This window comes from Marinobacter sp. ANT_B65 (genome assembly GCF_002407605.1).
Taxonomy (GTDB): Bacteria; Pseudomonadota; Gammaproteobacteria; order Pseudomonadales; family Oleiphilaceae; genus Marinobacter.
The window spans coordinates 849994-862613 of record NZ_NXGV01000001.1; the positions used below are offsets into that span (position 1 = coordinate 849994).

A 12620-nucleotide genomic window follows, 5' to 3' on the forward strand; every position below is an offset into this window, starting at 1 on the left:
CAATTGTTCATGCAGGGGGCAATATCATTTACCTTTACAGCAGGCTGCGCCTTGCCTGAGCGGGGGGGCACTGCTAAAGTTGCCGCATCTTTCTGCAACCGCAACTCTCAGGTTGAAACTACACGAATGTTGATTAAAAGACTCCGAGGCTTATTCTCCAGCGACCTGTCCATCGATCTGGGCACCGCCAACACCCTTATTTTCGTGCGTGACCGCGGGATTGTGCTGAACGAGCCTTCCGTTGTAGCTATTCGTACCACCAACTCCCAGAAAATGGTTGCCGCCGTTGGCGCTGAAGCCAAACGCATGCTGGGCCGTACCCCTGGCAACATTACCGCTATCCGTCCGATGAAAGATGGCGTAATCGCTGATTTCGTTGTTACTGAGAAAATGCTTCAGCACTTTATTCACAAGGTGCATGAGAACAGCTTCATAACGCCGAGCCCAAGGGTGCTTGTATGCGTACCCAGCAAGTCCACACAGGTAGAACGCAAGGCCATCCGCGAATCGGCCCTTGGTGCCGGTGCACGGGAAGTGTTCCTGATTGAAGAGCCCATGGCCGCAGCCATTGGCGCTGGCTTGCCGGTTGAAGAAGCCAGCGGCTCAATGATTGTGGATGTCGGCGGCGGTACCTCCGAAATTGCGATTATTTCCCTTAACGGTATTGTGTACGCCGATTCGGTAAGGGTAGGTGGTGACAAATTCGACGAAGCTATTGTTACCTACGTGCGCCGTAATTACGGCAGCCTTATCGGTGAATCTACTGCCGAGCGCATCAAGCACGAAATCGGTTGTGCGTATGAGGGTCTGGAAATTCTCGAAATCGATGTGCGTGGACGTAACCTGGCCGAAGGTGTGCCGCGTGCGTTTACTCTCAACAGTGAAGAGATTCTGGACGCACTTCAGGAATCCCTTGCGCAGATAGTTCAGACCGTTAAAAGTGCGCTGGAGCAATCCCCTCCGGAACTGGCCTCGGATATTGCAGAGCGTGGCATTGTTCTGACCGGTGGCGGTGCACTGTTGCGTGGTCTGGACAAACTGATCAGCGAAGAAACCGGGCTGCCGGTGATTATCGCCGAGGATCCGCTGACTTGTGTAGCCCGTGGTGGTGGCAAGGCGCTGGAAGTCATTGACCGGGGCGGCATCGGAATGTTCTCTCCGGAGGGATAATCCTTTGGGGAGGGATCGTTATTAAAACCATTTTTGTCCAGGGGCCAATGCCCGGTCTTCGGCTCCTGCTGGTAATTATTGTATCGGCGACACTGATTGTTGCCGACCAGCATTACGACCGTCTCACGCCTGTACGAAGTACTCTGGCAACCGGCCTTACTCCTGTTTACTGGCTTGGCAATGCGCCTTATCAGTTCAGTGACTGGGTTGTCAGCCTGTTTACCACCCGCGAAGATGTGAAGCAGGAAAATGAAGACCTGAAAGCCCGCCTGCTCATTCTTGAGCGGAGGGCCCTCAAGTACGCCGCTCTGGCCTCTGAAAATAATGAACTCCGCCGTCTGATGAATTCCTCTGAGCTTCTCGATGACCGGGTTATCGTCAGCCAGGTGGTGAGTGTTTCGCCGGATCCGTATTCACACGAAATTATTATCAATAAAGGTCGCAGTGATGGCCTGCAGGTCGGGCAGGCCATACTGGATGCTCATGGTTTGATGGGGCAGGTAGTACAGACCAGTCAGGTGACCTCTCGTGTACTCCTTGTTTCCGACAGCAGTCATGCGGTTCCGGTTGAAGTGGTGCGAAACGGGCTGCGGGCCATTCTTCTGGGTACTGGAGATTCAGCGACGCTTGATCTGGTCCACGTGCCGGATACGGCTGATATCCGTGAAGGGGACCTGCTTGTCAGTTCGGGTCTTGGCGGGCGTTTTCCGAGAGGGTATCCGGTTGCCGAAGTCAGTCTGATCAATAAAGAGCCGGGAGAACCTTTTGTATCGATCCAGGCTACGCCCAAGGCACAGCTCAATCAAAGCCGCCTGGTACTCGTGGTTTTCCCTCCAAAGGATGGGGCTCCCGCACTTCCCGCTACCAATAATGACCAGGTTCCGGAGGGGCAGGGCTGATGTTATCTGTAATCAGTTACCCGGTGTTTGTGTTGTCAGTGCTTGTGTCGCTGGTGCTAAGCATCTCCCTGTTTCCTGTGGGCTGGTATGAGTTCCGGCCTGAATGGCTTGGCTTGATTGTGTTCTATTGGACGTTCCGGGCCCCGGCGCAGTTCGGCATTCTGTTTGCCTGGTGCCTCGGCTTGTTACTTGATGTACTTGAAGCTACGCCCTTGGGTGTCAATGCGCTGGCGATGGGACTTATCGCGTTTCTGGTTTTTACCATTCACCAGAGGCTGCGCATGTATCCCATGCCGCAACAGTGCGTTATGGTCTTTCTTCTGCTGGGTATCAATCAGATGCTGGTGCACTTCCTGAAACAGATGCTGGGAGGCGAAGATGCAGGTTTCAGTTATCTGTGGCCTGCACTGACCAGCGCCCTGGTATGGCCCTTGTTTTCCATTCTGATGGACAACATTAACAGGAAGATGGGATAGCCATGGGGTCTATTATTCTCGCCTCTGCCTCGCCCCGCCGCTCAGAGTTGCTTGAGCAGATTGGCGTTGAATTCTCCGTGCAGCCCGCTCATATCGATGAAACACCCCGATCTGCTGAGATGCCTGGTGATTACGTTGAACGTCTGGCCCGGGAGAAAGCGCTCGCGGTTGCTGTCGACTTCCCCGGCAAACTCGTTCTTGGTTCAGACACATCTGTGATACTGGAGAATGCCATTCTTGGCAAACCGGCTGATGAGCATGAAGCCAGATCCATCCTGGCTGAACTGTCTGGAACTACTCATCAGGTCATGACCGCCATTGCACTGGCGCAGGACGGGCACTGTGAATCTCGCCTGGTGACTACAGAGGTGAGCTTCCGTTCCCTGTCTCCGGCTGAAATTGCTGCCTACGTGGCCACGGGAGAGCCCATGGACAAAGCCGGAAGTTATGGAATTCAAGGCCTTGGTGGTATTTTTGTTCAAGAACTTAAAGGCAGTTACAGTGCGGTAGTGGGCCTGCCATTGCAGGAAACAGCTGTTTTACTGGCCAATGCAGGCTGCCCTGTATGGAAATACTGGCCAAGTAGTCGGGAGAGCCAATCATGAGCGAAGAAATCCTGATCAATGTAACGCCGGTTGAAACCCGGGTCGCGCTGGTTGAGAACGGTATGCTGCAGGAAGCCTATATTGAGCGTGCCAGCCGCAAGGGTATTGTCGGTAATATCTACAAAGGCAAGGTAGTGCGCGTGCTTCCCGGTATGGAGGCCGCATTTGTAGACATAGGCCTTGAGAGGGCAGCCTTTATCCATGCCTCCGATGTTGTCTCAAACCAGGCCGCCGCAACAGAGGCCGGTGACGGCCCGAAAACCGTTCCGGACATCCGTACCTTGCTGCGAGAAGGGCAGTCATTGGTGGTGCAGGTAACCAAGGATCCCATCGGAACAAAAGGTGCCCGACTTACTACCCAGCTTTCTATTCCATCCCGTTACCTGGTTTTCATGCCTGATGTCAGTCACGTAGGTATTTCCCAGCGAATTGAAGACGAGACTGAACGCAGTCGATTAAAAGCGCTCGTTGAGAAAGGCGCGGCAGCGCATGCTGATGTGCAGGGCGGATATATTATCCGCACGGCAGCTGAAGCCGCATCGGAAGAAGACCTGATGGCTGATATGAGCTACCTGCATCGCCTCAGTCAGTCCATACATGACCGGATTGATAAGGTTCAGGCACCTGCAGCTGTTTACAAGGATTTGCCTCTGTTTATCCGTACCATACGGGACCTCATACGGCCACAAACTGAAAAGGTGCGTATCGACAGCCGCGAAAGCCATCAGCGGGTTATGGAGTTTGTCGGAGAGTTTGTTACCGAGTTTGCCGACAAGGTGGAATATTATCCGGGTGAGCGGCCGATTTTCGACCTCTATTCAGTGGAAGATGAGATTCAGAGGGCGCTTAGCCGCAAGGTTCAGCTAAAGTCTGGTGGCTATGTGATCATCGATCAGACCGAAGCCATGACCACCATTGATATCAACACTGGCGCATTTGTGGGTCATCGTAACCTGGAAGAAACCATTTTCAAGACCAACCTGGAAGCGGCCCGGGCGATCAGTCGTCAGTTGAGGCTGCGTAATCTGGGCGGAATCATCATTATCGATTTTATAGATATGGAGGATGTCGAGCATCAGCGCCAGGTTCATCGCATGCTGGAAAAGATGCTCGAAAGGGACCACGCCAAAACCAAAATTACCGGTGTTTCAGAGCTGGGCCTCGTGGAAATGACCCGGAAGCGGACCACGGAGAGCCTTGGCCAGGTACTGTGTGAACCTTGCCCTATCTGTGATGGTCGGGGGTTTCTGAAAACCAGTGAGACAGTGTGTTTCGAGATTTTCCGGGAGATCCTCCGGGTTAACCGCGCCTACGATGCCGAAAACTATCTGGTGATGGCTTCCCAGAGCGTAGTTGACCGCCTGCTTGATGAGGAATCCGATAACGTAGCGGACCTTGAAACTTTTATAGCCAAGACTGTCCGTTTTCAGGTGGAGCCCTTTTATAGCCAGGAGCAGTACGATGTTGTTTTGCTATGATCCCGGAGCGGATTACCGGCGCAGGGTGTGACAGATAGCGATGCCCAGAATGCCCTCCACTGAACGCCCGCCTGTCCGTTTGATTGCGCTGTTTACCAGTGCTGTCTGGTGGTTGTTGGTGGTTGTTCTGGTGCTGTTTGCTCTTTATGCAGGGATTGGCCGACAGCTTACCCAGAATATCGACAGCTTCCGGGATGATCTTTCCCGTGAGCTTTCTGTCCGCCTGGGGCACGAAGTAAGCATTGGCAAACTCTCCTCTCGCTGGTTCTGGCTTGATCCATCTTTTACTGCACAAGATATAGACGTTACCAACCCTGATTCCGGGGTGCAGGTGTTGAGCCTGCAGCATTTGACCATTCGTTTCGATGCTTTGGCTTCGCTGATGCGTTTGCGGATTGTGTTTGAGGATTTTGAAGCCGAAGGCCTTGAGTTGACGGTGAATCAGCAGGACAGTGGCGACCTTGGCCTTCGGGGCGCTGACGTGCCGGCGTCACTGAACAACCGGTTCCGGAATTGGCTGGAAGTCGCCCGGAAATGGCTGTCAGACCCTTACATAAAAGTGACCCGCGTAAGCCTGGGAATCCGCGACAACCAGGGCCACATCCGACACCTCGACATCCCCCAGCTTGACCTGATCTACCACCAGGGCCTGTTCCGTGCGTCCGGGCGGGCCATGCAATCCGCGACAACGCAGCAGCTTGCCAGCTTCACTCTTGTAGGAAAGCACTTCTTCCGTGGTAATTTTACCGGTCAGTTGTACCTCGATGTGGATTCCGGGCGTTTGTTTGACGGGCTTGTCGATGAATACATGTGGCGGGACATTCGCGTAGAAGGGTTCGATCTGGGTGGTGAAGCCTGGCTTACCTTCAGCGAGGGCGCTTTACAGCAAGTCAGCGGAACGGTCAGAACGCCCTATCTTCAGCTGGGTGTTGGCGGAGAGTCTCTGGCACCGCTGGAGGATATCAGTGCGCGTTTTGGTTGGAGGCGACATCCAGATGTTATGGAAGTGTCGGCAGAGCCCGGGAACCAGTCGGAAACCATTGGTGAGTGGCACCTCAAACAGCTTTCCTGGGCCTGGAATGGTAATGAGGTCTCACCATTCAGCCTGAGGCTGCTGCCTGATCGGGATGGGATTACGATCACGGCTGACGCTTTGCCGTTGCGGCCGCTAAGGAGCTTGATTGGTGCGCTTCCGTTGCTGCCGCCGGTGGCAAGTGACGCGCTGGAACACTATCGGCCTTCCGGTTTCCTTGATGATTTGAAAGTCAGTGTTCCCGGAGCAGGCGAGAACAGTTTTGAGTTCTCTGGACAGCTCCGGGATGTCGGAGCTGCTGCCTATCAGGGGACTCCTGCAGTCAGCGGTGTGAATGGCTTCATCTATGTTGATCCGGGGGCTGGGTATGTTATCGCCCGGGCCGGAGAGGAGCCTGTTACTCTGGCCTTTCCAGAATTGTTTGGCAGTGTGTGGTCAATGCCCGGGCTTGATGCCAGCGTTGCCTGGAAGCTGGATGGGCCGGTAACCCGTGTGTATGCAGATGACATACGAATGAGCTTTAGCAATGGCAATGGCGAAGACACTCGCCTGACCGGCGCATTTGACCTGAAGCTTGATAACCAGGGTGAGGATAATCTCGGGCTTCGTATAGAAGTTGAGAATGGCGACGCCTCTATGTTGGGCGAGTTTGTTCCGGAAAAGATTGTAGATGGCGAATTGTACGAGTGGCTTACCACGGCAATCAAGGAAGCAGACATTACGTCGGGCGTGTTTTACGGCCATGGTCAGATAGGCAGAGATGCGCCTGCAGGATCTTTCGTTTCATCCATGTGGTACGAGTTCGGAAATGGCACGGTTCAGTACGATGAGCATTGGCCTGAAGTGACAGAAGCAAGGGGGAAAGTCTCCATACAGAACGGCGACACCCTGGTATCGCTTGAATCCGGAAAAACCGGTGGGCTGTTATTGAACCCTGGCACTGTCGCCGTTATTCCCGGTAATGAAGGGGCACTTGTCCGGGTGGATATCTCGGCTCTGGTGCCTGGCGATTCCATCGCGTTCTGGATGGCAAACAGTCCGTTTGGGGACATGGCCGGCCCTCAGGCTGCAAGCCTGAAATATGCGGGTGATTACCAGCTTGATCTGGGTATTGATTTGCCTCTTGCCGGCGCTGGCGATGTGGTGGTTGCCGCTGAAGTCAGTACATCGAATGGTTATATTGAGTATCCGGAAGCAGACCTGAGCTGGGACGAAATTTCCGGGTCAGTGGAGTACCACTCAGACAAGGGTTTTTCCGGAGAGCCCCTCGGAGCAAGGTTTCTTGGTGAGCCCGTCAAGGTCAGTTTCAGCCAGCCATCGTCAGGCAGTGCTTCCGGTGCAAACACGCTGACAATCCGGCAAGCCGGTTCGTTATCCGTACCCGGGGCGCTCCGGCAGGCAGGCTTGCTGGACCCCGATGTTGAGGCCCGCGGTGGGATGGACGAGGGCGGATATGGGCTGAAAGGCAGAATTGATTACTCTGCGGAGCTCAACGTAACGGCTGACACGGCATCGCAGATTATCGTTCGCTCTGACCTTGAAGGGCTGGCTATTGACTGGCCAGGCCCCTTTTCAAAGAAGGGGGCGGAAGCTGCTCCGCTGGTTGCGGAAATCAACCCCGAGGCAGCAAATGGGGTCGGCATAACGGGAAGCTGGGAAGATCGCGCGACTTTCGATCTGCTGCTCAAAAGCTCAGGTGTCGAGCTGACGTTCGGTAAGCTGTATCTTGGGGATCAGACGCTCACGGATATTCATCTTGAAGCGCTGGATCTGGGGGATCGCTGGATTGTCACGACCCGCTCTGAACGGGCTGCGGGCCGGATGGTATTCCCGGACGATGATCGCCCTGTGACCGCAGATTTTGACGTGCTGCGTCTCGTCCGGAATAACTCCAGTGTAAAAAGTACGCCAGAGTTGCTGACGATTGAACAACAGTTGGAAGCCTTCCGGGCTATGGATATCGTGAACTGGCCTGATATAGATATCGCCATTTCAGAACTGCAGCTTAATGAAGACAGCCTGGGGCGCTGGACGTTTCAGGTGCGTCCCGAGCCTGATCAACTTAATATCTCCGGGATTGAGGGGCGCCTGAAGTCTCTTACACTTCTGGGTGAAATGACCTGGAGCGTTGTAGACAACCGGGAAACCAGTCAGTTTTCAGGATCAGTTTCCGGCGGTGCTGTGGCGGATCTGGGTGAGTTGTTTGATACCGATATCCCGCTTTCCAATAAGCAGACAGACGTTCAGCTGGAGCTGGACTGGCCGGGGAGACCGGATGAGTTCGATATAGCGGAACTCAGTGGTGAAGTCAGTCTGCGGCTTGATGATGGCGTTATTCTGGAGCGAAACAACAGCGCTCAGGTTTTCCGGATATTCAACCTGCTCAATGCCGATACGCTCTGGCGCAGGCTGAAGCTGGATTTTTCCGATCTGTATGAACGCGGTGTTGCATTCGATGCGATTTCAGGTAAAGCCCGGCTGGACAGGGGGTTGCTGACTATGGAACCGGAGCTTCAGGTAGTGGGGCCATCGGGAGCGTTCAAGCTCAGTGGTTCCACAAGCCTCACAGACGGCGCGCTTGATATGCGTCTGGTGGTCGTTTTACCGCTGACCCAGAACCTGCCTCTGGCTGCGCTGCTGATGGGCGCCAGCGCGCCTATCGGGGGTGCGCTGTTCGTGCTGGACAAGGTGCTGGGTGACCCGTTGAGCAAATTGACCAGCGCTACCTACAATGTAACCGGCTCCTGGAACGAACCGGAAGTAGACCTTCGGCAGGTTTTTGATACCGGTAATTAGGCCCTGTCCAGAGCTGGGAAATCAGGCCTCAACTTCGTCAATGCGTTCTCGCAGGTAGCGGAACAGCTTGCGGGTCTGGCCGGTGTTCTTCTGTTTTTCTACATCCTTGCGGGCGTTGCGGACAAGGTTGCGTAAGTGTTGTATATCAGCACCAGGGCAGTAACTGAAGAACTCGCCCGCTACGGAATCACCTTCGGTAATCATGCGGTCACGCCAGCGTTCAGCCAGGTGATGGCGACGGGTATGTTCCACGCTTCCCGAGTCAAAGGCATCGATGGCTCTCTGTACAGCTTCAGGGTCATCTTCCTGCCGGATAATCTTGCCAATATACTGAAGGTGACGCCTCTTGGCCTCGTTCTGGCGAATCCTGCGGGACTCCTCGATAGCGTTTCTCAGAGTATCGCTGATGCTGAGTGTATCAAGCTGCTCATCGCTCAACTCCATCATGCGCTTGCCAATATTCTGGAGCGCGTGCATGTCTCGCTTGAGCTGGGATTTACTTGGCCCGGAATATTGCGGGGCTTCGTCTTGGTTGCTGTCGATCATTGTTCATTCCAGATTAGTCGGTTCAGGCGTAGAAGAGGGTGGCCAGGCCCAGAAAAGATGTAAAGCCAACCACATCTGTGACTGTTGTCAGTATAACGCTGCCGGCCAATGCCGGGTCGATATTGCGGGACTTCAGGAATAGCGGTAATACCGTGCCCACGAGTGCGGCCGCGACCAGGTTGATCATCAGGGCAGCGGCAATAATCCCACCGATGGTTACATCCTGAAACCAGATCATCGCGGCTGCAGCCACTAACGTGGCCCAGAGCACGCCGTTGAGCATGCTCGAAAGAAACTCCCGGTTCAGCAGCCAGCCCACGTTGGCGGAGCTGATCTGCCCCACAGCCATGCCCCTGATCACAAGGGTGAGTGTCTGGCTGCCTGCTATGCCTCCCATACTGGCAACGATTGGCATCAGTATGGCAAGGGCGACAACCTGGTCAATGGTGCCCTCAAACAGTCCTATCACCCCGGACGCAATAAAGGCGGTGACAAGATTGACTCCTAACCATACAGCCCTGCGTCTGGTGGTTTTCCAGACCGGAGCGAAGGTGTCCTCATCGTCATCCAGCCCGGCCATACTCATCAGTGAGTGGTCGGCATCCTCACGGATAACATCCACCACGTCATCGATGGTTATCCTGCCCAGCAACCGCCCCTCTGAGTTTACCACCGGAGCGGAAATAAGATCGTAGCGCTCGAAAAGGTGGGCCACTTTGGTGTCAGAAAGGGTGACCGGTATAGGTTCTATATCGGTATCCATGACTTCCCGCACCGTTGCGGTTTGATTGGATACCAGCATTTTTGTAATGGGGAGCATGCCGATAAACTCGTCGCGCCGGCTTACTACAATCAGGCTGTCAGTCATCGGGGGTAGCGCTCTGTGCCGGCGCAGGTATCGCAATACTACATCAATGCTCAGGTCGGGGCGCACGGTGATGGTGTCCGTGTTCATCAGGCCGCCGGCGGTGTCATCCGGGTAGGAAAGCACCTCTTCGACCCGTTGCCGGTCCTGTTCATCCATGGTGTCCAGAACTTCCTGGATCACCGTGTCCGGTAACTGTTGCAGAAGGTCGGCGAGATCGTCGGACTCGAAGTCCTCGATGATATCCGCCAGTTCCTGAGCGTTCAGCCGGCTCAGATATTCCGCACGAATGTCCTCATTAAGGTACTGGAGAACATCGCCTTCCAGCTGTTTATCTACCAGATTCCACAGCAGAGCACGTTGGCGCGGAGGAGAGGATTCGAGTAAGTGAGCGATATCGCTGGGGCTCAAGCCACCATTGAGGATGCGGGCGACCTGTTTCAGGGCACCACTGTCCAGCGCTTCACTCAGCGAGCGTAAACGTTGGCGGGCCTGGCTTTTTTCCAGAATATCGGACATGAATCACCTACGCACAGAAAACGCCTGTATTATAACGGAGTTAGCCTTTGCACGTGAGAAAGAGTTGCAGGGAAATGCTATGGAAAATGGCGAGCTATTCACCTTCCCCGAAGTAATCGTTTATCAGCGCGGTTAAGGCTTCAATGGCTTCCTGCTCTCCCGGGCCTTCGGCCACAAGCTCCACTTCAGTGCCTTTGCTGGCCGCGAGCATCATGACTTGCATGATATTTTTCGCATCTACCTCGCGGCCTTTGCCGCAGACTTTGACAGAACAATCGAAAGCCGATGCGGTGGCAACCAGTTTGGCGGTGGCCCGGGCATGCAGCCCAAGTTTATTGATAATAACAATCTGCTGACGTATCACTCTGGGTCAGACCTCTTTCCGGGCCTGCAGGTGCGGCAATTCGGTGTGACGCACCTGTGCGTTGCTGCTGTGCTCGCGGAAATACTTTCCCAACTGTTCGCACACGTACACCGAGCGATGCTGGCCGCCAGTGCATCCAATGGAAATGGTCATGTAACTGCGATTGCTGTCTGCAAAAGAAGGAATCCAGCTTTCGAGGAATGCAATAAGGTCGTTTACCATTTTATGACTTGCGGGTTCTTTTTCCAGAAACTCGATCACCGGCCCGTCAAGACCTGTAAATTTGCGCAGGCTGGTATCCCAATAGGGGTTCGGTAAACAGCGCACATCGAATACGTAATCAGAATCCAGCGGAACGCCGTGCTTGAAGCCGAACGACTGGAACAACAGGGCCAGTTCCTGGTCTTTGCGGCCCGCTACTCTCTGCTTCACCATATCCCGCAACTCGTACATCGAGAGCCCTTTGGTGTTGATGTAGAGATCCGCGAGCTTTGAAAGTGGCTCCAGCAGAGCTTTTTCGTTGTCAATAGCTTCTCTGAGAGAGGTTTTGTCATCGCTCAGAGGATGCTTTCGACGAGTGGCATGAAAGCGCTGCAGCAAGGACTGCTCATCGGCATCCAGGTATATGATTTCTACCTGAATATCAGCCTTGCGAAGTTTGCGGTAAATATCTTCGAAATTGGCCAGTTCGCCTGACAGGTTGCGGGCATCAATACTGACCGCCATCTTGTCGAGCCTTCCCGGCGCGCTCTGGTTAGCCGCCTCCCGGGTAAGAGGGAAAAGAAGCCCGATAGGCAGGTTATCGATGCAGTAATATCCCAGGTCTTCCAGTACGTGAAGAGCTGTACTCTTGCCGGAACCGGACCGGCCACTGACGATGATCAGCTTCATGGTGAAACAGCCTGTTGCCAGAGTGGGTATCAGCCGTTTTCGGCCGTCATGCGTTGGTAAAGTGTCTGAGCATCCTCACATTGCCTGAGGCTGTCGCAAAATGTGCTTTCATTGAATTTCTCTGCGAGCTGGCTCAGTAATTCCAGATGTTCGCTGGTGGCTTCCTTGGGCACAACAAGTGCAAACACGAGATCCACCGGTTGGTTGTCAATAGCATCAAACTCGACGGCTTCTTCCAGCGTTATCAGGACGCCAATTACATGTTCGAGCCCTTCCAGACGGCAGTGGGGGATGGCGATCCCCTGGCCGATTCCGGTGCTGCCCAGCCGTTCACGAGCGATCAGATTGTTGAAGATCTGGCTCTCGCCGAGTGAATCATTGTGCTGACGGATCTGCTCGGCAATGAACTCCAGAACCCGCTTTTTACTTGATGCGGGTACCTTGCACTGGGTCAGTTCCGGCGCAAGAATGTTGTCTATTGTCAGGGATGTGTCGCTCATGAATCGACCGTGCTTCCGTTAAAAAAAACTGCGACACGTTGTCCGCGCCGCAGTCTGATGAGATGACATGCCTGAAAACAGCCGCCTAGCGGGCGGTGTTCCCCTGCATCCTGTCTACACTCTTTTCTTTGTGCTTGAGAATCTGCCGGTCAAGCTTATCGATGAGTCCGTCGATAGCTGCGTACATATCCTCACTTTCCGCCTTTGCGTGAATCTCACCACCAACCACGTGGAGTGTTGCGTCCGCTATCTGACGAACCTTATCTACTTCCAGGGTCACCTGGCAGTTACTGATGTGGTCGAAGTGCCGCTCCAGTCGCTGAAACTTTTCAGACACATAATCCTTCAGGGCGGGAGTCAGTTCTACGTGATGGCCTGAAATATTAAGTTGCATAGACGTCTCCTGTTGTTATCCGTTCCGGCTCTGGGAGCCCGGCCTGGGTGCTGACACCTGTTATTGCGCCAGCGAAATTCTTGA

General features: G+C 54.2%; 12 protein-coding genes. 6 read left to right on the forward strand and 6 right to left on the reverse strand.

Annotation, left to right across the window (positions count from 1 at the left end):
* Positions 1-129: 129 nt before the first annotated feature.
* Genes CPA50_RS04035 through CPA50_RS04060 form a run of 6 tightly spaced genes read left to right on the forward strand, consistent with a single transcriptional unit; the run spans position 130 to position 8457 of the window.
* The gene (locus CPA50_RS04035; RefSeq protein WP_072797766.1) at positions 130-1170 is read left to right on the forward strand and encodes a rod shape-determining protein; all 1041 of its coding nucleotides are present in this window, start codon (positions 130-132) and stop codon (positions 1168-1170) included.
* Positions 1171-1199: 29 nt separating this feature from the next.
* Positions 1200-2069, forward strand: a complete 870-nt coding sequence (gene mreC / locus CPA50_RS04040; RefSeq protein ID WP_319823112.1) for a rod shape-determining protein MreC — start codon at positions 1200-1202, stop codon at positions 2067-2069.
* Positions 2069-2545: a rod shape-determining protein MreD gene (gene mreD, locus CPA50_RS04045; RefSeq protein ID WP_096781174.1), complete on the forward strand. Its 477-nt coding sequence runs from the start codon at positions 2069-2071 to the stop codon at positions 2543-2545. The genes mreC and mreD overlap by 1 nt, the downstream gene beginning before the upstream one ends.
* Positions 2546-2547: 2 nt before the next feature.
* Complete coding sequence (locus CPA50_RS04050) at positions 2548-3150, forward strand: Maf family protein (protein WP_096781175.1); 603 nt, start codon at positions 2548-2550, stop codon at positions 3148-3150.
* Positions 3147-4628 (forward strand): ribonuclease G, encoded by a 1482-nt coding sequence (gene rng / locus CPA50_RS04055; protein WP_096781176.1) that lies wholly within the window; start codon positions 3147-3149, stop codon positions 4626-4628. The genes CPA50_RS04050 and rng overlap by 4 nt, the downstream gene beginning before the upstream one ends.
* A 49-nt stretch (positions 4629-4677) precedes the next feature.
* Entirely contained in the window at positions 4678-8457 is a 3780-nt protein-coding gene (locus CPA50_RS04060) for a YhdP family protein (RefSeq protein WP_227519482.1), read from the forward strand.
* Positions 8458-8478: 21 nt separating this feature from the next.
* Here CPA50_RS04060 and yjgA read toward each other — a convergent pair whose 3' ends face one another.
* From yjgA to hpf, 6 genes are all read right to left on the reverse strand, one after another.
* Complete coding sequence (gene yjgA / locus CPA50_RS04065) at positions 8479-9003, reverse strand: ribosome biogenesis factor YjgA (RefSeq protein WP_096781178.1); 525 nt, start codon at positions 9001-9003, stop codon at positions 8479-8481.
* Positions 9004-9025: 22 nt separating this feature from the next.
* Positions 9026-10387, reverse strand: a complete 1362-nt coding sequence (mgtE, locus tag CPA50_RS04070; RefSeq protein ID WP_096781179.1) for a magnesium transporter — start codon at positions 10385-10387, stop codon at positions 9026-9028.
* A gap of 94 nt (positions 10388-10481) precedes the next feature.
* A complete protein-coding gene (locus CPA50_RS04075) occupies positions 10482-10751 on the reverse strand; it encodes an HPr family phosphocarrier protein (RefSeq protein ID WP_096781180.1) in 270 nt (89 codons plus the stop codon).
* Between the two features lie 6 nt (positions 10752-10757).
* Positions 10758-11642, reverse strand: coding sequence for an RNase adapter RapZ (gene rapZ, locus CPA50_RS04080; RefSeq protein ID WP_096781181.1), 885 nt, complete (start codon positions 11640-11642; stop codon positions 10758-10760).
* Positions 11643-11671: 29 nt separating this feature from the next.
* Positions 11672-12142 (reverse strand): PTS IIA-like nitrogen regulatory protein PtsN, encoded by a 471-nt coding sequence (gene ptsN, locus CPA50_RS04085; RefSeq protein ID WP_096781182.1) that lies wholly within the window; start codon positions 12140-12142, stop codon positions 11672-11674.
* An 85-nt stretch (positions 12143-12227) separates the two neighbouring features.
* Positions 12228-12536, reverse strand: coding sequence for a ribosome hibernation promoting factor (gene hpf / locus CPA50_RS04090; RefSeq protein WP_096781183.1), 309 nt, complete (start codon positions 12534-12536; stop codon positions 12228-12230).
* Positions 12537-12620: the final 84 nt, after the last annotated feature.